The sequence below is a fragment of the Aeromonas sp. S2(2024) genome, from assembly GCF_041402505.1.
In the GTDB taxonomy this organism is placed as follows: domain Bacteria; phylum Pseudomonadota; class Gammaproteobacteria; order Enterobacterales; family Aeromonadaceae; genus Aeromonas; species Aeromonas media.
On sequence record NZ_JBGLRL010000004.1, the window covers coordinates 121,994 to 142,183 of the forward strand.

The following is a 20,190-nucleotide window of genomic DNA, read 5'->3' on the forward strand; positions in this document are numbered from 1 at the left end:
ATCTGCCGGGGCGTCAAGAGGGATCCGAGTCCATGGCGGGGGGCGCCGCATCCCCCGAGCGCCTGTCTGCCTCTTCGCCCCCGTGCAGCTCCACCCGGTTGCGGCCATTATGCTTGGCCTGATAGAGGGCCTGATCGGCGCGGGAGAGCAGCCTGTCCAGGTTGAAGTGACCCTGGTGCTGGCAGGCTATTCCTATGCTCACAGTGACTGAGACCGGGTTGCCTTCCCCATCCAGCACCTTCAGCCGAGCAACCGCCTCCCGTAGCCGCTCGACCACATCCAGTGCCTGGGCCCTTGTGGTATCGGGCAGCAGCACCGCAAACTCCTCTCCTCCCATCCGGCCGAACAGGTCTTCCTGGCGCAGATGCTGGCTCACCGTGGTGGTGAAGGCCTTCAATAGTTTGTCGCCTGCCTCGTGACCATGGCGGTCGTTGATGCGTTTGAAGTTGTCCAGATCCAGCATGCAGACCGCGAGGGGGTGTTTCCCCCGTTCCAGCTTCTCCGCCATCTGTTCGGCACCGGGCCAGAAGCCAGCCCGATTGAGGACGCCGGTGAGATGATCATGGTGCGCCAGGTATTCCATCCTGCGCAGCAGGTTATTGCGTGTCGCCATTATGCTGGCGGCGGTGAGCGGGGTGAGGGCAATCAACATGACGCCGATCCGCACCGAGAACATCCAGTACTGAGTCTGGACATCCTGACTGATGATCAGGTAGCCGTTGGAGAGGGCGAGCAGGATCAGGGTGCTGAAGGAGAGCGAGAGCAGGCTGGTGGCAAAGACGGAGTAGTTGATGGCGCACCAGAGCAGGGCCGGGACCGGAAAGGCAATGGAGCCAGGCCCCTCGATCAGCAGGGTCAGCAGCAGGGTGCCGACCAGGCTCAGCAGGGGCAGCAGCCTGCTCCAGGAGATATTTGTCTGATACAGGAGGCGGCGCCAGTCCGGTAGTGTGCCCGGCGGGGGCAGGGTCAGGATCACCGGCAGTATGGCCATGTAGTTGACCAGCTCGCTGGCGAACCAGAAGCCGAGCCCGTAGAGGTGTGAGCCCTGAAACAGCATGGGGTTGATCGCTGCCCCGACCAACCCGGCGGCGAAGGAGGCCGCCATGGCGATCAGCAGCAGATAGACGATGGAGGTGGGTCGCCTGAGCCGTTTGTCTTCGTGATCCAGCCTGCGGAACAGCAGGTAGCCGACGCTGACGCCGGCCAGGTTGCCGAGGGTGAGCAGCGCCGTTTTGAGGGGCGGGTCCTCGGTGAGCAGGGAGGCGAGCAGATAACCCAGCAGGCCCCCCAGCCAGCCTGGGGGCGAGGCCAGGCGCGGGTAACGCAGCAGTATGCCGAGCAAGACGGCATTGGCGGGCCAGAAGGCCGCCAGCAGGCTGGGAGGGCGGGTGAAGATGCCGACAAGTGAAAACAGCAGGATGAGGGTGGCGACACAGAGCAGGGCAAACAAGGGATAGAAAGTGGACAAGATACGCTGGCGTCTGGCTTCTCCCATGCGTCTCTCCTGAGGGCGGTTGGCATGATAGCCCTGAGTATGGTTGTACGGAGCGGAAAATGCGGGGGGAAGCAGGGGCAAAGGCCCCCTCGGCGAGGGGGCCTTTGGGGTTAGCCGAAGACCCGGAAGCGGACCTCGTCGTCAATGAAGGTCTTGTCACCGGCCGGTTGCTCTATGCTGCCAAAGGGCATCTGGGCACGCAGCAGCCAGCTGGCGGGCAGGTCCCACTCCTTGCGGACCGCCTCGTCGATCAGCGGGTTGTAGTGCTGCAGGGAGGCGCCAACACCTTCCTGGGCCAGGGTGGTCCAGACCGCAAACTGGGCGATCCCGGTGCCATGTTCGGACCAGATGGGGAAGTTGTCGGCATAGAGGGCGAATTTTTGCTGCAGATCCTTGATGACGGCGGTGTCCTCGAAGAACAGCACTGTGCCGAAGCCTGCGCGGAAGCTGCCGTTTACCTTGGCCTCGCTCTGGGTATAAGCCTCTGGCGGTACAATCTTTTTCAATTCAGCTTTGACGATGTCCCACAGCTTGTGGTGCTGTTCGCCAAACAGGATGACGGCACGGGAGCTCTGGGAGTTGAAGGAGGAAGGGCTGTGCTTGATGGCATCCTTGATGAGAGCCGTCAGCTGAGCCTCGGAATGGGTCACCTGGTCACCCAGGGCATAGATGGTACGACGTACTTTGATCTGTTCGATAAACGGACTGCTCATAACATCTCCTTGGTTGTGGATCATCACCGCCAGCATTGCCGATAAAGGTCATCTGGCTCCGATTTATCCAGTCATGGACTATAACACCTTCTGTGCAAGAAACCGTCAACGCTGGGTGATGACTGTTTCCACTTTTCATGGATATTCACTTGATGAAACCGGGTATGGCCCGCTGATGTCTTTGTTGTCATTAACCGTAGTTGTTAATGACTTCAATCAATACTTGTATGGTGTTTTCAACTATAAAATGCATCTTATGTGACATTTTATAGAGGGTGGCATGGCTGCGGCTATCATCAAGGAGCGCTACTACATACTGACACCGCTGTCGTTTCTGCTCGGTGCCCTGGTGCTGATCACCACCCTGTTGCTGGCGGCGGCCAGCTACCTGCGCAGCATCGACAAGACCATCGCCGGCTATGACCACATGCTCACCTCCATCGACGCCACCCTGATCCACGAGATGGTGCTGGCCAATCGGCGGCAGCTCGGCGTGCTGGAGGCCTCCCTGGACAAGCGGGCCATCGCGCGGGGGGGCTCTGCCATCAACCCGATCTGGGCCATCGCCCACCAGTTCAAGCACGACGCCCACTTCCTCTACTTCTACAACACCCGCGTCGACCGTCTCGAGAGCTACCCCGAGTGGCAGGTGCCGACCGGCTACCAGGCACAGAAGCGCCCCTGGTATCAGACCCTTGCCAACGACGGCGAGGAGCTGGTCTGGTTTGGTCCCTACCAGGAGTTCGGCGGCAACGCAGAGGTCCTGACTCTGATCAAGCGGGTCAAGGATGACGAGGGGAAACTGCTGGGTTTGCTGATGGTCGACATGTCGTTCAACTCGCTGCAGGCGGCGCTGCAGGCGGCGCTGCGACGGGCGATGGGCAGCGATCAGGCTGCCATCTACATCACCGAGCGCAAGGGAAACCGACTGGTGGTGGGACACAACCTGTCACTGTTGCCGGCGGTACCCGGGACGCCGAGCCAGGGGGCCGAGTTGAAGGTGATCCGGGAAGGTTGCCACCTGACACACCCGCTGTCGGATATCGACTGGGATCTCAACATCTATCTGCCTCCCGCCCACTTTCATGACAACCTGCAAGATACCCTGCTGATGGTGGTGCTGCCCGCGTTGGCGCTGCTCGGTATCTGGCTCTGCAGTCTGTTGTTTCTGGTGCGTATTTTTCGCCAAGAGCAGGCGTTGGTGCAGCGATCTCTCAGCGGCCTCGTCCAGGATGCGGCGCTGATGGAGATCCAGCTGCGCCGGCGTACCTGGTTTGTGCACGGCAGCCTGGGGGAGATCAGTCAGGTGAGAAACAGCTTGCTGGAGGGACAGGATGCTCTGCTGCACGATCCCCTCACCGGCATCATGAATCGGCGGGCCTTCGAGCAAGGCAGGGCCAGGCTGGCGCAGGAGGAGAAACCCCACTGGCTGGTGCTGTTTGATGTGGATAACTTCAAGCGCATCAATGACAGCTGGGGACACGGGGTGGGCGATGCGGTGCTGTTCCGGGTGGCCACCATCATGGCGAGAACCCTGGGAGAGGCTCAGGTCTACCGTATAGGTGGGGATGAGTTTGCGGCCCTGCTGCCCTGGGAGCAGGAGGAGGTCGAGGAGCGTCTGACCCAGCTGCTGACCCGGATGCGGGCGCTGCAGTGGCGCGAGTTTGAGGAGTCCATCACCCTGAGCGCGGGTGGGGCTCGCTATCCGGATGACGCCGCCCTGCTCGATCGGGCGGATGAGTGCCTGTACCAAAGCAAGCGGCAGGGACGGGATTGCTGGCACCTGTCACCCACCCAAGATCCCCCAAAAGGGGAGGTCGTGACAATATCTGTCTGACCGCCATCGGGAGAAAAAGGGCCTGAATGGCCGAGAAAGGGGTCACAGTGGGGATAATTTCCCATGTGACCTTTTTTTTTAATTCATTTTCAGTCGGTTAGCTCATGTGATTGTGCCATGTCGCGAAGGAGAGACACTTCCCCTGCCGGCAAGGACGCCGTAATCCTGGTAGCGGAGTCCGGGACGCTTTGTATAGTGCAGGGAAAAATAATCAATTAGACATCAGGTTTGACAGGAGTACCCCATGGAAATGAGACAATACGGCATGAGCGCGATGGCGCTGCTGGGCGCGCTGCTGTTGGGCAATGGTCAGGCGCAGGCGTCCGAGACCGTCAACACCATACTCGGTGGTGGCGTCGGCGGGGTGGCAGGCACCATGATCGGCAAGCAGCTGGGGGGCGACACCGGCGCCTTGGTGGGGGCCGCTGTTGGCGGCGCGGCGGGCGGTGCGGCCACGGCCGACAGGGGCAACAAGAATGAGGCAGCCCTGGGGGGCGCGGTGGGGGCACTGGGCGGTGCCGCCATTGGCAAGAGCGTGGGTGGCAGCACGGGCCAGCTGATCGGTGCCGGCATCGGCGGGGCTGGTGGTTCGGCCATAGGCGCCAAAACCGGCGACAGTCACGAGAGCAAGAACGAGCGCTATTACGACGACAGGCGCTATCACAAGCACCACAAGCATCACAAAAAGCACCGTAAGCACAGATGGCATGACGACGACTGAGGTCAGCCAGGAGAGAGAAAAAGGGGCCAGGGGCCCCTTTTTCGTGTCCGTCGTATCGAAGGCGGTAGTGATACCCGCCGAGCGATGTTGTCGGCCCCGGCCTCGGCGTGTCAGACCAGACGGTGCTGGCGCCTGCCGGCGGCAAAGGCGTTGATGTTGTCGATCAACTGATCCGCGAGGCGCTGCATCGATTCCTCGCTGGCCCAGGCCACATGGGGCGTCAGAATGAAGTTGGGGTAACGCAGCGCCTGCATCAGGGGGTGGTCGGGGGGAGGTGGCTCGATGCTCGCCACGTCGAACCCGGCGCCGCCGAGGCGACCGTTGGCCAGCGCCTCCAGCAGGGCCTGCTCGTCCACCAGGCCGCCGCGGCCCACGTTGATCAGCAGAGCCCCCGGTTTCATCATGGCCAGCTCCCGCGGACCTATCAGGTGGCGGGTGTAGGGGGTGAGCGGGCAGTGCAGGCTGATGACGTCCGCGCTTTGCAGCAGCTCGTCGAGGGGCAACCGATCCTCGTCGTGGCTGGCACCGACCTGGCTCTGGGCATAAAAGACCTCCATGCCGATGGCACTGGCCCTCTGCCCCAGGGCCTGCCCCAGGGTGCCCTTGCCGATGATGCCGAGGCGCTTGCCGTGCAGATCCGTGATGGGGTGATCGAAGAAGCAGAACTGGCCGCTCTGCTGCCAGCGCCCCTCCAGCAGGGACTGGCGCCAGGCGAACAGGTTGCGAGACAAGGCCAGCATCAGTGCCATGGCGTGTTCTGGCACCGAGGGGCCCGAGTAGTTGCGGATGTTGCAGACGCCGACGTTGGCGGCGCGGCACGCCTCCAGATCCAGGTTGTCACTGCCGGTGGCCGCCAGCGCGATGAGTTTCAGGTCCGGCAGCCGGGCCAGCTCGGCGGCGCCGATGCGCACCTTGTTGATGATGGCGATGCTGGCGCAACTGAGCCGCTCCACCACCTGTTCCGGTCTCGTCTCGGGGTAGCTTTGCCAGTGATGGGGGAAGTCGGGGCGACGCAGATTGATGCCGGCGTCCAGGGTGTCACTGTCGAGAAACACGATTTGCTGCATTAAGCCTCCTGCCGTTGAGGCGTTTATGATGCCAAACATCGGCGACCGAGGGCCAGTTTGCAGCGCATCAATGGCTTGGCAATCGCGCCGGATGTGAGGCAGGCGGCATTTTTGGGGTCAGATCCAGCCCAGATGGGTCAGCCAGCCCTGGATGCGACCCGGCGTTTCGCCCAGTTCCATCAAGGCATAGGGACGGTAGTTGAGCTTGTGGCTGCGGCGGCTCTCGCTCTGGCGAGCCTCGGCAGCCAGCAGGGGCCAGCGTCCCCCGTCTTCCTGATAGAGATCCAGGGTGGGAATGCTGGCCTGGGCCACCTGCTTGGCCAGGGTCTGGTTGCTCAGCTGGTTGGGAAAGAAACCGTCGAGCAGCACCAGAGCATCGGGGGCGGGCAATTGCTCGCTGGTGATGAGGTTGGCGGCCCAGGCCGCGCTGGTGCCTTGCGCCAGCAACAGCTTGAACCCGCCCTCCTGCAGCTTGGCGTCACCGAGCTTGACGATGCGTTCGGCAAATTGCCGGCGAAATGCGTCAATGTTCTCCTGCTTCTTCTCTGAGGCCGGATCCAGCTCGGTCTGCTGGGGGGAGGGGAGCAGCAGCAGGGTATCGAAGCCGAGTCGACCCAGATCCCGGGTCAGTTGCCACAGCTGGCCGCTACGCTGCCAGTCCGGCAGCAGGATGGCGAGCCCCAGATAGCTGTCGCCGTCGTGCTTGGCAAACAGCACCCTCTGCTTGTCGATCCGGGTGCTGTCAGGCACTCCCTTCCAATCGCTCTCCTGCCAGTGATCGAGAGGGGCCGGGGGCGAGATCTCGTTAGCCGGCAAGGTGGTGCTCGCCAGCAGGGTCAAAAACAGCAGTGGTAAGGATAATCTGGCCATAATGCGCTCCCCGGTTGACTGGGTTAGCGGCGGCGTGCCGGATTTCTGAAGGGGGTCGGGGGATCCAGTAGCAAGAGGGAAGGGGCAGGCCCCTTCCCTCGACGGGCTCAGGGCCGGGCAAGTCTGCCGAGCTGGCGGTCGTGCAGGGGGGAGAGCAGAAGCAGGGCGCTGACGGCCCCCATCAGGGCGAAGAACATATCGGACTGGGTATCCCAGGGGTCTCCCTGGGTGCCGAGGAACTCGTCGGCGCCCTGACCCAGAGCCAGGGCTGCACCCCACTCGATGAGCTCATAGCTGGCGCTGACGGCGAGCACCACGCAGATCACCAGAAACACCAGCATCTTCTTGCCCTGCACATGGTGGCCGCGCAGCAGTATCTCGCGGCAGGCCAGGGCGGGCACGAACCCCTGGAAGAAGTGGCCAATCTTGTCATAGGGGTTGCGACTGAGATCGAACCACTGCTGTAGGTCGAAACCGAGCGGCACCCGGGCATAGGTGTAAGCCCCCCCCAGCATCAGCACGGCCCCGTGCAGAAAGACGCACAGATAGAGCAGGCTGGTGAGGGGGTAGCTGCGCTGGCTCAGCAGCAACAGCGGCAGGACGATCAGCACGGGGGCGACTTCCAGCAACCAGGTGACCCTGTCATAGGGTTGCCAGCCGGAGAGCACCAGCAGTACCAGGGTGAGCAGCAACAGCAGGAGTTTTTGATGAGATGTCATAGGGAGCCTGTGAGGGAGGAGGAACCTGACTTCATGGTGTAGTCCCAATCGGCGCGAGACTAAAGGGGGCAGGGGAATTCTCCCTCAATGGAAGGCCCGCTGTCACTGACCGGGGCTGAATGATCGCAGGGCAAATGCTCATAAAGAAAAAGCGAGCCTGGGGCTCGCTTTTTTCAACACGGGCGTGAAGCCGTCAAATCAGTTGACGCGACGCTTGAATTCACCGGTGCGGGTATCGATTTCGATCTTGTCGCCGATCTCTACGAAGGCGGCAACGGCCAGCTCGTAGGTGGTGCCCTTCAGGCGGGCCGGCTTGGTCACTTTACCGGAGGTGTCGCCACGGGCGGCCGGCTCGGTGTACTCGACTTCGCGAACGATGGTGGTCGGCAGTTCTACGGAGATGGCTTTCTCGTTGTAGAAAGTCACTTCGCAGATGTCTTCCATGCCGTCAACCATGTAGTTCAGGGCGTCACCCAGGTTGTCTTTCTCGACGTCGTACTGGTTGTACTCGGTGTCCATGAAGACATACAGGGGGTCGGAGAAGTAAGAGTAGGTGCACTCCTTACGCTCCAGCTGAACGACTTCCAGCTTGTCGTCGGCCTTGAATACGGTCTCGGTGGCGCTGCCGTTCAGCAGGCCTTTCAGCTTCATCTTGACCACGGCGGAGTTACGGCCGGATTTGTTGAATTCGGCTTTCTGGACCACCATCGGCTCGGTACCGATCATGACGACGTTACCAGCGCGGATTTCCTGTGCGGTTTTCATGTAAAAATTCCTGTTCGTATACGGGCAGATAAAAACTGCCAGATTATATACGGCTTTCTAAAAATTTCACCAGCCGAGTGACGAGATCCCCATCGGCAAGCAACTTCTGTGACCAGCTTCGCGCATGTTGTTGCCAAATAGTGCCGAATTGCGGCCATTGGGCCCAGAGTTCGCGCACATCTTGCCCATGGTTAAGGGCATGATTGAAGGCGCGCAGCCAGTGGGCCGCATCGGTTGGCAAGTCGGCCAGATCTGGCAAGCTAGATAAGTAGTGGTCGAGGAAATCATCCAGCTTGGCAATGTGAGCCTGATCGTCCTGGGGATAGATGTGCCACAGGAAGGGCCTTGCCGCCCATTGGGCCCGCACGAAGGAGTCTTCGCCGCGCACCAGGTTGAGATCGCAGCTCCACAGCAGCCGATCGTAGCCCGCCTGGCTCGTCATCGGCAGCAGCTTGATGGCAAGCTGGCCCGATTGCAGCAGATCCCCCGCCCTGGCCGTGCCGATGGCACTCTCAAGCCCTGCGCCGCTGAGCACGTCGTTGAGGGAGCGACCGAGCGGCAGCAGCAGGGTGACCGGGGTGGCGCCCTGGCTCCAGCACTGGACCAGGCTTTTCAGCGCCTCGCTCTCGTAGGTGAAGAGGCTTATCCGCAGCTCGTCTTGCGCCCTGGGCGGCAGCCCCAGGCTCGCCCAGTAGGCGGCAAGGCCTGCCTCATCCTGCTGCCACCGCTCCCGCTCGGCGATGAGCCCCTGCTCGCACAAGAGTCCACCGGTCTTAGCCGTGAAGCCCGGGAAGAAGAAGTATTTATTGAGGCTCAGCTTGCCGACCCGCTGCGGCGAGGCGAGGCCGTGGCAATCCTCGACCCAGCTCTCTGCCGAGAGATACTCCAGATTGATCCAGCAGGGGGGCGGGCTCTGCTCGGCCATGCGTTCGATAAAGGGGGCGGGCAGCTCGCAGGCGAAGGCCTCTATGACCACTCTGGCCGGGATGGCATCCGCTGGCAGGGGGCCTTGCCAGCGCTGGATGTGAATTCCCTCAACCCACTGGCGATCCCGCGCGGGATTAAGCCCCGGACAGATGCGGGCAAAGCTCGCCAGGTCGTCCACCCAGAGCCGCACCTCTCCATGCCCCTCCCGCTCCAGCTGGCGGGCCAGCCGCCAGGTGACGCCTATGTCGCCGAAGTTGTCCACCACGGTGCAGAAGATGTCCCAGTCGAAGGGGGGCAGGGGGCTGGTCATGTCAGGGGTCCAGATGCAAAAAAACCGGTGCGCAGGGTAGCACACCGGTGGCCTGGCTTCTAACCGTCAGCGCGTGACGGGGCTGCGGCAGATTACTCCTTGCCGTAGACGTTGTTCTCCTGCTCGCGCACCCGGATGAAGGTGGTGCGCTTGGTGAGCTCTTTCAGCTGGCTGGCACCGACATAGGTGCAGGTGGAGCGCACACCGCCGAGGATATCGCGCACGGCGTTCTCGACCGGGCCGCGGTAGGGCAGCAGCACCGTCTTGCCCTCGGAGGCACGGTACTCGGCGACGCCGCCGGCGTGCTTGTCCATGGCACTGGAAGAACTCATGCCGTAGAACTTCATGAAGGGCTCGCCATCCACGTCGACGACTTCGCCGCCGCACTCCTCGTGGGCCGCCAGCATGCCCCCCAGCATCACGAAGTCGGCGCCGCCGCCAAACGCCTTGGCCACGTCGCCCGGGCAGGTGCAGCCGCCGTCACCGACGATCTGGCCACCGAGGCCGTGGGCCGCATCGGCACACTCTATGATGGCGGAGAGCTGGGGGTAGCCTACCCCTGTCTTGACCCGGGTGGTGCAGACCGAGCCCGGGCCTATGCCCACCTTGACGATGTCGGCGCCGGAGAGGATCAGCTCCTCCACCATCTCGCCGGTGACCACGTTGCCGGCCAGGATGACGTGGTTCGGGCAGGCTTCACGGATCTTGCGCAGGAACTCGACGAAGTGCTGGGAGTAGCCGTTGGCCACGTCCACGCAGATGAAGCGCAGCGCCTCGGACATGGCGAGGATCTGGCGGGTCTTGATGAAGTCCTCTTCCGAGGTGCCGGTGGAGACCATGACATGGCCCAGCAGGGCCGGATCGGTGTCGTTCACGAAGGTTTGCCACTGGGCGAGGCTGTAGTGCTTGTGTACCGCCGTCATCATCTCGAAGCCCGCCAGAGTGCGCGCCATGGCGAAGGTGCCGACGGTGTCCATGTTGGCGGCGATGACGGGCACTCCCTGCCACTGGGTCCGGGTGTGCTTGAAGGTGAACTGACGGGTCAGGCTGACTTGGGAACGGCTCTTGAGGGTAGAGCGCTTGGGACGAAACAGGACATCCTTGAAACCGAGTTTCAAGTCTTCTTCGATACGCATTGCAAATTCCTTATTGAGCCTTGTGAAAGTCACTGTTGCAGTGGGCAAAATTTTCGGCAGGCACAAAAAAACCGCAGGTTTTCAAGGCCTCCGGTTTACAACAGTCTAGGCAAAAATCCCGCCAGAACAAGACTGATAATTAGCTCAGCATTGTGGTAGCCTTTGGCGTCACAACCTGAGGTCGACCACCAGCTTCATCCAGCACCTCGCCGTGGCCTCTCTCTCCCCCTCTTTTTCCCCCTGCACCAGAGTCAACTGCTGTCGGATCCCCCATGCCGTGAGTGCCAGAGGCCGGGGTTCTGGGCGCCTGCGCCACGTTTGCCAGTTGACAGGGGCCTGCGTGCTGCCCACTCTGGCGCAGAGGGCCAGCGTGGGCCCGCTTCGACGAGGAGAACACATTGTCCGTATCACACAAAGCCGGCTGGTTGTTGTTGGCCAGCCTCTGCTTCTCATCGGGCGCCTGGGCGGCCCCCACCGTCTATGGCTGGATCGAGAAGGGCCTGATCATGCCAAGTGGCGTCGCGGTCAAGATGAAGCTGGATACCGGGGCGCTCACCTCGTCCCTCGATGCGCGGGAGCTGCACCACTTCAAGCGTGACGGCAAGCCCTGGGTGCGCTTCACCCTGGCGTTGACCGATGCCAACACCGACAAGGAGGTGCGCCAGACCCTGGAGCGGCCGGTGGAGCGCAGCGTGACGGTGCGCGGTGCCGGCGGCATGGAGGAGCGTCCCACGGTGACCATGTCCATCTGTGTCGGTGACAAGGTCTACAAGGAGTGGTTCACCCTGCGGGATCGCAGCGACATGATCTATCCCGTGCTGCTCGGTCGTCGTCTGCTGGCGGAGCTGGGGCCGGTGGACTCCGCCCGCACCTTCACGGTGCAGCCGAGCTGTGGCTAGGCGTCATTCCAAAGGCGTGAGGATCGCACGCGGGGCCCGAGGCCCCGCGTTTTTCTCCCCTGAGGTCTGTGCCTTCTATGCCGGGCGGGGGGCGGCGGGCAGCAGCACGCTCACCTCAAGGCCCCCCTCGGGCCGGTTGTGGATGTCGAGGTCCGCGCCGTGCAGTTGCACGATGCGCTGGACTATGGCCATGCCAAGTCCCACCCCATCCCCCTGCTGGGGGTTGACCCGAAAGAAGCGCTCGCACAGGCGCGACAGGGAGGCGGTGGGAATGCCGGGGCCATTGTCCCGCACATCGACCCTGACCCTGTTGCCCTCCTGAGTGATCACCACGGCGACCTCGCCGCCCACCTGGGTGTAGCGCAGCGCATTGTCGATGAGGTTGCCAAACATCAGCTCCAGCAACATGGCCTGTCCCATCACCTGCAGATGCTCGTCGCCCTCGAGGGAGAGTTGCAGGTCCTTCTTCAGGGCGATGGGGGCAAGGGTGGCCAGGGTGCCCTGCAACAGCAGGCTCAGATCCAGCCTGCCGAGCGCCGGGACCTGCTGATTGTCGATGCGGGCCTGGGTCAGCAGCTGGCGGATCAGCCGGTCGCTGCGATCGAGCGCCAGCAACATCTTGCGCAGCGCCTGTTCGCGGCTGAGATCATCCTCGGCCGCCAGGGCATTCTCGCTGTGGATGCGCAGCACCGCCAGCGGGGTGCGCAGCTCGTGGGCCGCCTCGTTGGTGAACTGTTTCTCCCGCTCTATGGTGTCCGCCAGGGTGTGCATCAGCCGATTGATCTCCGCCACCAGCGGCGTCAGCTCCTCGGCCTTGATGGCCAGGTTGAGCGGGCTCAGGTTGGCAGGATGGCGCTCGCCGATGGCCTGGGTCAGCTGGTGCAACGGAGCCAGGCCACGTTGCACCAGCCACCAGAGCAGGACGAGCAGGAAGGGCAGGGTGATGAAGAGCGGCAGCATGGTCAGGGTGGCCATCTTGCTGGCCAGCTCCCCTCGCTCGTCATCCCGCTCCGCGACTATGAGCCAGGTGTGCTCATCCTCGTTGTAGAGGGTGAAGGTGCGCCACTCGTGGTGATCCTTGGTCTCGCTGTTGAAGCCGCGTTCCAGGGTGGTCAGGGGCTGCTCCGGCGCATTGGGTGAGCGCAGCAGTATGATGCCCTGCTCGCTCAGCAGCTGGAAGTAGAGGTTGTGTTCGAACTCGTGGCCGTAGGGGGTGAACTCGTTGTCCCGCCCAAGCTGGCTGAAGCTGCGCTTCTCCTGATGAAAGGTGTCGGGCACGGCCTGCTCCCACTCCTGGTAGACGGCGCCGTTGCTGGGCAGCTCGCCGCGCTGCTTCAGATAACGGCTGAGCAGCTGGTTGGTGATGCGGGCGGACTGGGCGAGACGGGCATCGAACAGCTCTTCCATCTCGTGGTTGGCTTCCAGATAGCCGATGAGGCCGCTGACGGCCAGGCTGAGACTGACCAGGGCCAGGATGCCGGAGAGCAGGAAGCGACGGATGGAGCGGACGCGACTCATTGGCTGGATATCCCTCTGGTGCCCGGGGTATCTGGCTGCGGCACAATGTAGCCGACGCCGCGGATGTTGCGGATGAGCTCGGGGAAGAACTTCTTGCGCAGGTGGTGAATGTGTACCTCCACCGCATTGCTTTCGGCTCCCTCATCCCAGCCATAGAGGCTCTGCTGCAATTGATCACGGCTCAGCACCCGGCCGCTCTGGCTGATGAGCTCCTGCAGCAGCTTGTATTCGTGGGGGGTTAGTCTGACCGCCTCTCCCTGATAGGTGACCTGCTGGGATTCGGGATAGATGAGGATATCGCCATACTCCAGCACCGCCTGGGCCTGTCCCTTGCTGCGGCGCACCAGGGCGCGCAGGCGGGCGTTGAGCTCCTGCAGGGCAAAGGGTTTCACCATGTAGTCGTCGGAGCCCGCATCCAGCCCCAGCACCCGGTCGTCCAGGGCATCCCGGGCGGTGAGGATGAGCACCGGCAGCGTCTGTCCCTCCCGGCGCAGCTTGCGTAGCAGGCTGATGCCGTCGATGTCCGGCAGATTGAGGTCCAGGATGAGGGCGGCAAACTCTTCGCTCTTGAGCGCCGACAGGGCGGGCAGCCCCTGCTGCAGCCAGTCCACCGTGTAGCCGCTGCTGCGCAGGGCATCCACCATGCCATCCCCCAGCATCATGTCATCTTCCACCAACAGGATCCGCATTGTTTTTTTCCCCTCAAATGACGCTGCCCACCAGTATGCAAGTTGGTGGGCAGAGTTTAAATAGCGCACTGATCTGCTTGTGTTTATAGCTTGGCGAGACGCTCGCGGATTTCCGTCTTGCGCCCTTCGTCCGCCACCTCGCGGCCCGGTCTGGCCGGGGCGGCCAGGGCCTTGTCCAGGTAGATCTTCGCCTGCGCCTTGTCCCCCTGTTCCAGCAGGAAATCGCCGTAGAAGAAGTTGGGATCGATGCCGGTAGGATTGATGGTGAGTGCCTGCTTGAGCAGCTGCTCGGCCTTGTCGTCATCCCCAAATCCGACCGGCCAGCCTGGCACCTGGTAGTAGAGCGAGCCCAGGCTGGTGTAGGCGGAGCCCTCCAGCGCCTTGGGATCCTGCTTGATGGCGATCTCCAGCTTGGCCTTGGCCTCTTTCACCAGGCTGAGGGCCCCGAGGCCGCCCTTGGCGCCGGCCCAGGTGCTCTTGACGATGGCAGACCAGATCAGCAGATCGGTGCGAAAGGCCTCCTTGGCACTGGCCTGATCCGCCTGGGCACTCAGGGTCTCCAGGCAGCTCTCCTTGGCCTTGCCGGTCTGCTGGTACTGGCAGTGGGCCCACTGCTGTTGAATGGTGGGCAGGGCATCGGCGGCCTGAACCAAGCTGCTGGCGAGGGCGAGCAGCAGGGCGCTGTGGCCAAATCGGGGGCGCAAAGTGGCGTGTTTCATCTCAATGTTCCTTCTCGTGCGTGGCACAGGTGGGGTTGTCCCCGTGATCGGTGGCCGGGTGGGCTGGGCGGCGGGCATGGCGCTCGATGACGGGCAGTTGTCTGGCCAGCGCTCTGTCGACCAGGGCGGGCAGCAGGGCATTGAGCCGCACGAACAGCTTCTCCGGCCAGCCGAGCCAGCTGCGGCGTGTCTCGTTGCACAGGGCGATGACGGCCTCCTCGGCGACGTCCTGAGGGCTGTCGGTGTGGGTGCCGAGCTCGGCATTCATGGCGTAGGCCGCCTCGGAGTTGAGGTGGGTGCGGGTGGCGCGGGGGGCAAAGTGCAGCACCTTGATGCCGGAGCCCTCCAGTTCCCGGCCCAGCGCCTCGCTAAAGCCCCGCAGGGCAAACTTGCTGGCGCAATAAACGCTGTAACCGGCATAGCCGATGGCCCCGAGGCTGGAGCCTATGTTCATGATGACGGCGGGCTTGCGCAGCCTTGGCAGCAGGGCGCGGGTGAGCTGGATGGGGGCCTCGACGTTGAGCAGCAGTTGGCGCGTCACCTGCTCGCTGCTCTGATCCTCCAGCCAGGCGAACTGGTTGCAGCCCGCGCTGTTGATCAGCACGTCCAGCCCGTCATCCAGCGCCGGGTGCTGCAACAACCGGGCCCGCTCCTGGGGCGAGCCCAGATCGGCGGTCACCGTCTGATGGCGCTCCGGGTGGGGCAGCTCCTTGCGCAGCCGTTCCAGTGCGCTGGCCCGGCGTCCGTGCAGCAGCAGATGCGCCCCCTGGGCCGCCAGCTCCAGGGCCAGGGCTTCCCCTATGCCGCCGCTGGCGCCGGTGAGCAGTATGCGTTTGCCTTCGAGCTTCATTGGCAGGATCCCGTGAGCTGATGGAGCATGTCGCCATAGAGGCGGTAGACCACCTTGGCGGAGTGAATGATGGCGGCCTGATCAGCGGCGTCTTCCACCCGGTTCATCAGGGATTCGAAGAACTTGAGGTGTTCCTGATCCAGGGCGCCGTGAGAGCTGAGGTAGCTCATCGCCTGGGGTGGCAGGCCCAGACCGCTCTTGAGCTGGTCCGCCACCGTCAGGGCGATGGCGACGCTGGTGCCTTCCAGCACCTGCACCATGCCGAAGAAACCCATGGGGTTGCCGCGCTGGATCTGGTCGTAGAGGAAGGCGACCATCAGCTCGATGGGCAGGCCGGGTCGGCCATGGCGCACCGCCTCGGCGTCACCGCCGCAAGCGCGGATGTCATTGAGGATCCACTCCTGGTGGCCGTACTCCTCGTCGATGTACTCCCGGATGGCGCCGCGCACCCACTCATACTCCTGTCCCAGCTTGCCGCCGGTGGCCATCAGGAGCGGCACCGTGTGGCGCACGTGGTAGTAAGCCTCTGCCAGAAAGGCGAGGTAGCTCTCCCGGCTGATGTCGCCGCGGCGGCAGGCCTCGATGATGGGGGCATTGAACAGGTGCTCGCGCTCGACGGCGGTGGCGTGTTGCAGGGTCTGGTAGAAACTCATGAGGATTCTCCTGTGAGGCCTTGAGTCAGGCATTGGTCGATCTGCCGGGAAAAGTGGTGATAAATCTCGTTGCGACGGGGGCGGCCGTTGGCCGTCAGCAGGCCAGGGTGCTGATCCAGCGCCACCGGCAGCCAGTGATGGATGCGGGCGTAATCGGGCAACTGCTGGTTGAGCCGGGCAATCTGCTCGGCCAACTGGAACTGGGTGCCCGGCAGCGGCTGGATCAGGGCGACGTTGGCGGGCTGGCCGTCACCGAAGATCACGATGCGGACGATGGCCGGGCAGAGCTGGGCCTGGGCCTCCACCCACTCCGGCGAAAAGTTGCGGCCAAAGGCGGTGATCTGCACGTTCTTCTTGCGCCCCGTGATGTGCAGGTAGCCCTCTGCGTCCAGGTGACCCAGATCACCGGTGGCGATGGTCGGGGTGGCGGGCGCCTCTTCCCCCAGATAGCCGAGCATGGCGCTGCCGCTCACCATGACTTCGCCGTCGGCGGCGATCGTCACCTGGCAGTGGGGCAGGGGGCGGCCGACGCTGCCTGGACGGTCGGCGTCCGGGCCGTTGAGCGCCACGACCGAACCGCACTCCGACAGGCCATAGCCCTCATAGACAGGCAGCCCCAGCGCGCGGGCATGGGCGATGAGCGCGGGGGCCACCTTGCCGCCACCGACGGCGACGAAGCGTAGTCCCTTGAGTCGTTCGGCCAGGGCCGGGGTGTTGGCGCACAGTGCCAGCAGCAGGCGCAGCAGCTCGGGTACCAGCACCAGGCTGTGGCTGGGCCAGCGTGCCAGGGCCTGGCCCAGCATGGCCGGGTCGAGGGTGCTGGAGCCGGTGAAACCCAGCTCGCCGAGCGAGGGGATGCGGCTGCAGGCGCCGGTGAGCAGTGGCACGTACAGACCGGTCAGATTCTCCAGCAGGGTGGCCAGGGGCAGCAGGGTCAGGTGCTGCTCAACTCCGGCCGGGGCGACCCTTAGGGCCAGGGATTCGCAGACTGCCATCATCTGGGCAAGGGACAGGCAGACCCCCTTGGGCTGGCCCGTGGTGCCCGAGGTATAGGTGATCTTGGCGGTGCCGTCCGGCAGGGCCGGAGGCGCGAGCGGGGTGCGCCGCCACAGGGGCAGATCCTGTTCGTCGGCGGTGCCCGTCATCAGGATGAGGGGGGCTGCGGCCTGCCAGCCCTCATGCTCGGGCCCCACCAGAGCGTCGGCCCCGCTGCTCTCCAGCAGCCAGGACTGCTGCGCCGGGCTGAAAAAGTGGGGAACCGGAATGACCACGATCCCGGCCCGGGTGCAGGCCAGATCGAGCAGCGCCCAGGGCAGACCGTTGTCGAGCTGCAGGGCCAGGCGGCGAATGCCGGCTTGCTGCAAACGGTCGGCCAGGTGCTGGATCTGCTGCCACAGGGTCTGGTAATCCAGCGAACCCTGGCTGCCTTGCAGTGCCGGTTGTCGCGGCGTCAGGCTGGCGTGGCGGGCGATGGCGTCAAACAGGCTCATTGAGCGCACCTCTTGTCATTGTCGGCGTGGCTAAAAAGCATGGGCATGGGCCCCAGCAGGTTGAGCAGCAGGCTGCTCTGGGCGAGCACCTCGCGCCCCTGGTTGATGTCCCCTGCCATCACCTTGGGTTGGCAGCGGTAGTATTCCCCCCAGGCGCTGGCGTCTTCTCCCACCTGGTGGGCCTGGGCGGGGGCCAGCTCTACCGGGTTGAGGCGCAGTCGGGCAAAGCTGTTGCGCAGTTTGGCGGTGCCGGTGAACACCACGTAGTCGAGGGCGTTGTCACACAGCAACCGGCACAGGGCGGCAAACATCAGGCGGGCATTGCCCGGCTCGCTGCAGGCGAGGTTGCCCACTTCGATGATGCGGTTGCGTGCCGGTCTTACCCCGAGGCGGGTTTCGATGGCAGCCTCGATGGGCTGCTCCAGATACTGCTCCAGATAGAGGGGCTGCTCGCGCTCACCCGTGCTGGCGTGGTTGAGTCCACAGGCGCCGACCAGCACCCCATCGGCCCGGTAAAGCCCGAGCAGGCAGGGCAGAAAATGGGGAATGCGGGCGTTGAATTCGAGGGTGTAGGCGGCCTGGATATAAGTTTGCAGCGCCATGACCTGCTGCGGGGATTCGGCCAGGATCAACCTGTAGGGGGCTTGGATCTCGATGGTCATGGTTGGCTCCTTCTCTTGCGATGGGTTGAGAGTAAAAGGGCAAACTTAAGAAACCCTTAAGGCGCAAAAAAAGTTGTCAGCAAGGCGGCGGGCCGGCAATCTGCGCGGCTGTTACCCAGGAGGATCCGTCATGTCATCAAGCACCAGCTGCCCCCTCTGCTCGGCTCGCCACAGTTACCCCCTGCCGGTGGCGGGCAAGCGCTATCACCGTTGTCTGGCGTGCGAGCTGGTCTGGTTGGATGAGGCGGATCATCTGGACGATGCGGCCGAGAAGGCGGTCTATGACGGGCACGACAACCGGGTGGATGATCCCCGTTATCGCGGCTTTCTGATGCGGGCCTTCGGCGAAGTACTCTCCCGGGTGAGCCCTCCTGCCTGTGGCCTCGATTTTGGCTGTGGCCCCGGGCCTGCCCTCATCGCCATGGGGCGGGAATCGGGCTTTGATATGGCGGGCTATGACAAGTTCTATGCCGACCAGCCCGAGCTGCTCACCCGTCGTTATGATTTCATCACCAGCACCGAGGTGATAGAGCACCTGGCTGCCCCCCGCGCCGTGCTGGACGGGCTCTGGGCCTGTCTCAACCCCGGCGGCGTGCTGGTGTTGCAGACCCAGCGGGTGCTGGGTGACGAGCGCTTCAAGAGCTGGCGTTATCGCCACGATCCGACCCACATCGTCTTCTTCGCCGAGGCCTCGTTCCGCGCCCTGGCGGCCTGTTGGCAGGCGCAGCTCGAGTTTCCCCACGCCGATGTGGCCGTGCTCGTCAAACCCTGAGACGGGCGTTTTCATTTGGCCATGAGTTGGGCATGCTGGTGGCCTGAAACCCAGGAACGGAAGCCCCTATTTCCATGTCGATCCCCCATTTGTCATTGCAAGATGCCCGCCACCTGCAACTCGCCGCCCAGGGGCTGTTGACCCCACGCCGCGCCAAGGCCGCCCCTTCCGATCTGCTGGCCTGTATAAGGCGCATGGCGCTGCTGCAGATAGACACCATCTCGGTGGTGGCCCGCAGCCCCTATCTGGTGCTGTTCAGCCGGCTCGGCCACTACGATCCGCGCTGGCTGGAGCAGTTGCTGGCCGAGGGGGATCTCTTCGAATACTGGGCCCACGAGGCCTGCTTCGTCCCCCGGGAGGATTACCGGCTGCTGCGCCATCGCATGCTGGATCCCGCCGCCATGGGCTGGAAGTTCTCCGCTCAGTGGCTCAAGACCCACGGCGGCGAGATAGCGCAGATAGTCGAGCGCATCCGCCGGGAGGGCCCGGTGCGGGCCGCCGACTTCGAACGCAAGGAGGGCAAGGGCAACGGCTGGTGGGACTGGAAGCCCGAGAAGCGCCACCTGGAGGTGCTGTTCACCGCGGGCCAGCTGATGGTGCGCGAGCGGCGCAACTTCCAGCGGGTCTACGATCTCGCCGAGCGGGTCATGCCCGAGTGGGACGACGGGCGGGATCTGCCGAGCCCTGAGCTCGCCCAGCGGGACATGGTGCGTGCCAGCTGCCGGGCGCTGGGGCTGGTCAAGACCGGCTGGGTGGCGGATTACTATCGGCTCAGGCGTGGCAAATACGATGCCCTGCTCCATCAGCTGGCGGACGAGGGGGAGCTGTTGCCGGTGCGGGTGGAGGGCTGGCAGCACGGTGCCTTCGTGCACGCATCGCTCTCCGATGAGCTGACCCGGGCCCAGGCAGGCAGCCTGAAGGCGACCCACACCACGGCGCTCTCGCCCTTCGATCCCCTGGTGTGGGATCGCAAGCGGGCCAGCGAACTGTTTGGCTTTGACTATCGCATCGAGTGCTACACCCCGGCCCCCAAACGCCAGTACGGCTACTTCGTGCTGCCCCTGCTGCGCCGAGGCAAGCTGGTGGGGCGCCTGGATGCCAAGGCCCATCGCAAGGAGGGGGTGTTCGAGGTCAAGAGCCTCTATCTGGAGCAGGGGGTCAGGGTGACCGCCAGCCTGGCGCAGGATCTGGAGAAGGCGCTGCAAAAACTGGCGCAGTGGCACCAGACCCCGCTGCTTCGTCTCGGCGCCATGCCGGCGCCCCTGCGGGCCCTGTGGCCGGAGTCCGCGCCGCTTCCTTGAGCAACGCGCAGCCAGACAACGCGCCGCGCGCCAACCATCAGCCAAACAAAAACCGGGCACTGGGCCCGGTTTTATCA

At 63.7% G+C, this 20,190-nt stretch carries 20 protein-coding genes; 5 read left to right on the forward strand and 15 right to left on the reverse strand.

The features are described from left to right. Window positions 1-13 precede the first annotated feature (13 nt). Entirely contained in the window at window positions 14-1,495 is a 1,482-nt protein-coding gene (locus ACB039_RS06240) for a diguanylate cyclase (RefSeq protein ID WP_371165310.1), read from the reverse strand. A 110-nt stretch (window positions 1,496-1,605) separates the two neighbouring features. Next, complete coding sequence (locus ACB039_RS06245; protein ID WP_371165311.1) at window positions 1,606-2,208, reverse strand: nitroreductase family protein; 603 nt, start codon at window positions 2,206-2,208, stop codon at window positions 1,606-1,608. Between the two features lie 280 nt (window positions 2,209-2,488). On the opposite strand from ACB039_RS06245, the gene ACB039_RS06250 reads away from it, so the two are divergent. Together ACB039_RS06250 and ACB039_RS06255 are read left to right on the forward strand one after the other, a co-directional pair. Beyond that, window positions 2,489-4,045, forward strand: coding sequence for a diguanylate cyclase domain-containing protein (locus ACB039_RS06250; protein ID WP_371165312.1), 1,557 nt, complete (start codon window positions 2,489-2,491; stop codon window positions 4,043-4,045). A gap of 244 nt (window positions 4,046-4,289) precedes the next feature. Further along, window positions 4,290-4,766, forward strand: coding sequence for a glycine zipper domain-containing protein (locus ACB039_RS06255; RefSeq protein ID WP_371165313.1), 477 nt, complete (start codon window positions 4,290-4,292; stop codon window positions 4,764-4,766). 110 nt (window positions 4,767-4,876) lie between these two features. Here ACB039_RS06255 and ACB039_RS06260 read toward each other — a convergent pair whose 3' ends face one another. The 6 genes from ACB039_RS06260 to ACB039_RS06285 form a co-directional block, all read right to left on the reverse strand. Next, window positions 4,877-5,833 (reverse strand): D-2-hydroxyacid dehydrogenase, encoded by a 957-nt coding sequence (locus tag ACB039_RS06260; RefSeq protein ID WP_005329849.1) that lies wholly within the window; start codon window positions 5,831-5,833, stop codon window positions 4,877-4,879. A 117-nt stretch (window positions 5,834-5,950) separates the two neighbouring features. Continuing rightward, window positions 5,951-6,703 (reverse strand): DUF3530 family protein, encoded by a 753-nt coding sequence (locus ACB039_RS06265; protein WP_268434318.1) that lies wholly within the window; start codon window positions 6,701-6,703, stop codon window positions 5,951-5,953. Window positions 6,704-6,810: 107 nt separating this feature from the next. Beyond that, window positions 6,811-7,422, reverse strand: coding sequence for a DUF2238 domain-containing protein (locus tag ACB039_RS06270; protein WP_371165314.1), 612 nt, complete (start codon window positions 7,420-7,422; stop codon window positions 6,811-6,813). A gap of 198 nt (window positions 7,423-7,620) precedes the next feature. Beyond that, window positions 7,621-8,187, reverse strand: a complete 567-nt coding sequence (gene efp / locus ACB039_RS06275) for an elongation factor P (protein ID WP_011707002.1) — start codon at window positions 8,185-8,187, stop codon at window positions 7,621-7,623. Window positions 8,188-8,230: 43 nt separating this feature from the next. Continuing rightward, window positions 8,231-9,424 carry an elongation factor P maturation arginine rhamnosyltransferase EarP gene (gene earP, locus ACB039_RS06280; protein WP_371165315.1) on the reverse strand — a complete coding sequence of 398 codons (1,194 nt, stop codon included), beginning with the start codon at window positions 9,422-9,424 and terminating at the stop codon, window positions 8,231-8,233. 92 nt (window positions 9,425-9,516) lie between these two features. Next, window positions 9,517-10,560, reverse strand: coding sequence for a GMP reductase (locus ACB039_RS06285; RefSeq protein ID WP_171268644.1), 1,044 nt, complete (start codon window positions 10,558-10,560; stop codon window positions 9,517-9,519). A 398-nt stretch (window positions 10,561-10,958) separates the two neighbouring features. Here ACB039_RS06285 and ACB039_RS06290 point away from each other — a divergent pair, with 398 nt between their 5' ends. Then, entirely contained in the window at window positions 10,959-11,459 is a 501-nt protein-coding gene (locus ACB039_RS06290) for an ATP-dependent zinc protease (protein ID WP_371165316.1), read from the forward strand. Between the two features lie 75 nt (window positions 11,460-11,534). Here the strand turns inward: ACB039_RS06290 and ACB039_RS06295 are convergent, their stop codons facing one another. From ACB039_RS06295 to ACB039_RS06325, 7 genes are all read right to left on the reverse strand, one after another. Next, window positions 11,535-12,977, reverse strand: a complete 1,443-nt coding sequence (locus ACB039_RS06295) for an ATP-binding protein (protein ID WP_218409466.1) — start codon at window positions 12,975-12,977, stop codon at window positions 11,535-11,537. Beyond that, complete coding sequence (locus tag ACB039_RS06300; protein ID WP_268419926.1) at window positions 12,974-13,666, reverse strand: response regulator; 693 nt, start codon at window positions 13,664-13,666, stop codon at window positions 12,974-12,976. The genes ACB039_RS06295 and ACB039_RS06300 overlap by 4 nt, the downstream gene beginning before the upstream one ends. 83 nt (window positions 13,667-13,749) lie before the next feature. Continuing rightward, window positions 13,750-14,385: a tetratricopeptide repeat protein gene (locus tag ACB039_RS06305; RefSeq protein ID WP_371165317.1), complete on the reverse strand. Its 636-nt coding sequence runs from the start codon at window positions 14,383-14,385 to the stop codon at window positions 13,750-13,752. A 1-nt stretch (window position 14,386) separates the two neighbouring features. Further along, window positions 14,387-15,235 (reverse strand): SDR family oxidoreductase, encoded by an 849-nt coding sequence (locus tag ACB039_RS06310; protein WP_371165318.1) that lies wholly within the window; start codon window positions 15,233-15,235, stop codon window positions 14,387-14,389. Then, a complete protein-coding gene (locus ACB039_RS06315) occupies window positions 15,232-15,888 on the reverse strand; it encodes a TenA family transcriptional regulator (protein ID WP_371165319.1) in 657 nt (218 codons plus the stop codon). The genes ACB039_RS06310 and ACB039_RS06315 overlap by 4 nt, the downstream gene beginning before the upstream one ends. Next, entirely contained in the window at window positions 15,885-17,378 is a 1,494-nt protein-coding gene (locus ACB039_RS06320) for an AMP-dependent synthetase/ligase (protein WP_371165320.1), read from the reverse strand. The genes ACB039_RS06315 and ACB039_RS06320 overlap by 4 nt, the downstream gene beginning before the upstream one ends. After that, window positions 17,375-18,040, reverse strand: coding sequence for a thermostable hemolysin (locus tag ACB039_RS06325; RefSeq protein ID WP_371165321.1), 666 nt, complete (start codon window positions 18,038-18,040; stop codon window positions 17,375-17,377). Before ACB039_RS06325 ends, ACB039_RS06320 begins: the two co-directional genes overlap by 4 nt. A 130-nt stretch (window positions 18,041-18,170) precedes the next feature. On the opposite strand from ACB039_RS06325, the gene ACB039_RS06330 reads away from it, so the two are divergent. Continuing rightward, complete coding sequence (locus tag ACB039_RS06330; RefSeq protein ID WP_371165322.1) at window positions 18,171-18,812, forward strand: class I SAM-dependent methyltransferase; 642 nt, start codon at window positions 18,171-18,173, stop codon at window positions 18,810-18,812. 74 nt (window positions 18,813-18,886) lie between these two features. Further along, window positions 18,887-20,113: a winged helix-turn-helix domain-containing protein gene (locus tag ACB039_RS06335; protein ID WP_371165323.1), complete on the forward strand. Its 1,227-nt coding sequence runs from the start codon at window positions 18,887-18,889 to the stop codon at window positions 20,111-20,113. The last annotated feature ends 77 nt before the right edge of the window (window positions 20,114-20,190 follow it).

Excerpts from the sequence above, each read along its gene's own strand:
- earP (WP_371165315.1), bottom strand. The coding sequence starts at position 9,424 with ATGACCAGCCCCCTGCCCCCCTTCGACTGGGACATCTTCTGCACCGTG.
- ACB039_RS06330 (WP_371165322.1), top strand. The coding sequence starts at position 18,171 with ATGTCATCAAGCACCAGCTGCCCCCTCTGCTCGGCTCGCCACAGTTAC.
- ACB039_RS06285 (WP_171268644.1), bottom strand. The coding sequence starts at position 10,560 with ATGCGTATCGAAGAAGACTTGAAACTCGGTTTCAAGGATGTCCTGTTT.
- ACB039_RS06265 (WP_268434318.1), bottom strand. The coding sequence starts at position 6,703 with ATGGCCAGATTATCCTTACCACTGCTGTTTTTGACCCTGCTGGCGAGC.
- ACB039_RS06335 (WP_371165323.1), top strand. The coding sequence starts at position 18,887 with ATGTCGATCCCCCATTTGTCATTGCAAGATGCCCGCCACCTGCAACTC.
- efp (WP_011707002.1), bottom strand. The coding sequence starts at position 8,187 with ATGAAAACCGCACAGGAAATCCGCGCTGGTAACGTCGTCATGATCGGT.
- ACB039_RS06255 (WP_371165313.1), top strand. The coding sequence starts at position 4,290 with ATGGAAATGAGACAATACGGCATGAGCGCGATGGCGCTGCTGGGCGCG.
- ACB039_RS06245 (WP_371165311.1), bottom strand. The coding sequence starts at position 2,208 with ATGAGCAGTCCGTTTATCGAACAGATCAAAGTACGTCGTACCATCTAT.
- ACB039_RS06305 (WP_371165317.1), bottom strand. The coding sequence starts at position 14,385 with ATGAAACACGCCACTTTGCGCCCCCGATTTGGCCACAGCGCCCTGCTG.
- ACB039_RS06260 (WP_005329849.1), bottom strand. The coding sequence starts at position 5,833 with ATGCAGCAAATCGTGTTTCTCGACAGTGACACCCTGGACGCCGGCATC.
- ACB039_RS06300 (WP_268419926.1), bottom strand. The coding sequence starts at position 13,666 with ATGCGGATCCTGTTGGTGGAAGATGACATGATGCTGGGGGATGGCATG.
- ACB039_RS06270 (WP_371165314.1), bottom strand. The coding sequence starts at position 7,422 with ATGACATCTCATCAAAAACTCCTGCTGTTGCTGCTCACCCTGGTACTG.
- ACB039_RS06325 (WP_371165321.1), bottom strand. The coding sequence starts at position 18,040 with ATGACCATCGAGATCCAAGCCCCCTACAGGTTGATCCTGGCCGAATCC.
- ACB039_RS06315 (WP_371165319.1), bottom strand. The coding sequence starts at position 15,888 with ATGAGTTTCTACCAGACCCTGCAACACGCCACCGCCGTCGAGCGCGAG.
- ACB039_RS06250 (WP_371165312.1), top strand. The coding sequence starts at position 2,489 with ATGGCTGCGGCTATCATCAAGGAGCGCTACTACATACTGACACCGCTG.
- ACB039_RS06295 (WP_218409466.1), bottom strand. The coding sequence starts at position 12,977 with ATGAGTCGCGTCCGCTCCATCCGTCGCTTCCTGCTCTCCGGCATCCTG.
- ACB039_RS06240 (WP_371165310.1), bottom strand. The coding sequence starts at position 1,495 with ATGGGAGAAGCCAGACGCCAGCGTATCTTGTCCACTTTCTATCCCTTG.
- ACB039_RS06310 (WP_371165318.1), bottom strand. The coding sequence starts at position 15,235 with ATGAAGCTCGAAGGCAAACGCATACTGCTCACCGGCGCCAGCGGCGGC.
- ACB039_RS06320 (WP_371165320.1), bottom strand. The coding sequence starts at position 17,378 with ATGAGCCTGTTTGACGCCATCGCCCGCCACGCCAGCCTGACGCCGCGA.